1 protein-coding gene is annotated in these 279 nt (G+C 70.6%); it reads right to left on the reverse strand.

Going from position 1 to position 279, the window contains the following annotated elements:
* On the reverse strand, positions 1 to 233 hold a 233-nt coding region (locus ACZ3GY_RS23815; protein WP_465912196.1), incomplete at its 3' end, for a hypothetical protein.
* Positions 234 to 279 lie beyond the last annotated feature (46 nt).

The raw sequence follows: 279 nt of genomic DNA on the forward strand, positions 1-279 counted from the left end.
GTGATCGCCGTGATGAGCAGGATCGCGCCGGCGGGGATCCACTGCCAGAAGGCACCACTCAGAACCTGGACGACGATGGCGGCGGCGAGTGCCAGCGCGAACACCGCCCCCTGGGAGATCAACTGCACCCGCACGTACGCACGGGCGAGCTGGTGCCACGTGCCGTCACCGAGGGGCAGCCGTCCCGGGCCACGCGGCTCGAGGATGCGCGAATACGTCGCATCGTCGAGCACGGATGCCGTGGACTCAGGCGGGGGAACCGGCGTCGGGGTGCGCTCC

The organism is Pseudomonas sp. PME37.24/006, from assembly GCF_055556635.1.